Here is a 977-nt window from a genome sequence, read left to right as displayed (position 1 = left end):
GAGCAGCGCCAGGGCAAGCTGCAGCCGACCGTACTGGAGCTGATCTCCGAGGCACGCAAGCTGGCTGACGACATGGGCGTTGAGGTTTGCGGACTGCTGCTGGGCGAAGGCAAGGACATCGCCGGCATGGAGAAGGAACTGGGCGCATACGGCGCTGATAAGGTTATCGTTTGCAGCGATGCCAAGCTCGGCGTTTACACGACCGACGCTTACGCGAAGGCAATCTGCGATGTTGTCATGGATAAGAAGCCGGAAATCCTGCTGATTGCCGCTACCAACATTGGCCGCGACCTGGGCCCCCGCTGCGCAGCTCGTCTGCACACCGGCCTGACCGCGGACTGCACGCACCTCGACGTTGACGTTGAGAAGTACGCTGCATTCCTGAAGGAGTCCTCGACTCTGCCGGTAGAGCAGATCGACGCTCTCGACCGTGCTGACCGCAACCTGAAGATGACCCGTCCGGCATTCGGCGGTCACCTGATGGCTACCATCATCTGCCCCCGCTTCCGTCCCCAGATGGCGACCGTTCGTCCGGGCGTGCTGAAGAAGGGCGAGTTCGACGAGGCAAAGGCAAACGCTGTTGTCGTGGAGAACGTTGCTGTTTCGATTTCCGATGCTGACCTCCAGACCAAGGTGCTGGAAGTTGTCAAGGAAGCCAAGGAACTGGTTGACCTGACCGGTGCTGAGGTTGTCGTATCTGTTGGCCGTGGCATCTCCAAGGATGTCGAGACCGGCATCAAGCTGGCGAAGGAACTGGCTGCTGAGTTTAACGGCGTCATCGGCGGTTCCCGTGCAGCAATCGATTCCGGCTGGCTGTCTGCCGACCATCAGGTTGGCCAGACCGGCAAGACCGTACACCCGAGACTGTACGTAGCACTGGGCATTTCCGGTGCGATCCAGCACAAGGCTGGTATGCAGGATTCCGAGTGCATCGTTGCTGTGAACAAGAACGACGGCGCTCCGATTTTCGACGTTGC

The 977-nt window shown here is 59.8% G+C and carries 1 protein-coding gene; it reads left to right on the top strand.

The features are described 5' to 3' along the window. A partial coding sequence (locus QOX26_RS14305; protein ID WP_283675638.1) for an electron transfer flavoprotein subunit alpha/FixB family protein occupies positions 1 to 977 on the top strand: 977 nt, incomplete at both ends.

Origin of the sequence: Butyricicoccus sp. Marseille-Q5471, assembly GCF_951230135.1 — a bacterium.
Lineage (GTDB): Bacteria > Bacillota > Clostridia > Oscillospirales > Butyricicoccaceae > Agathobaculum.
This window is presented reverse-complemented; position numbering and strand designations above follow the sequence as displayed.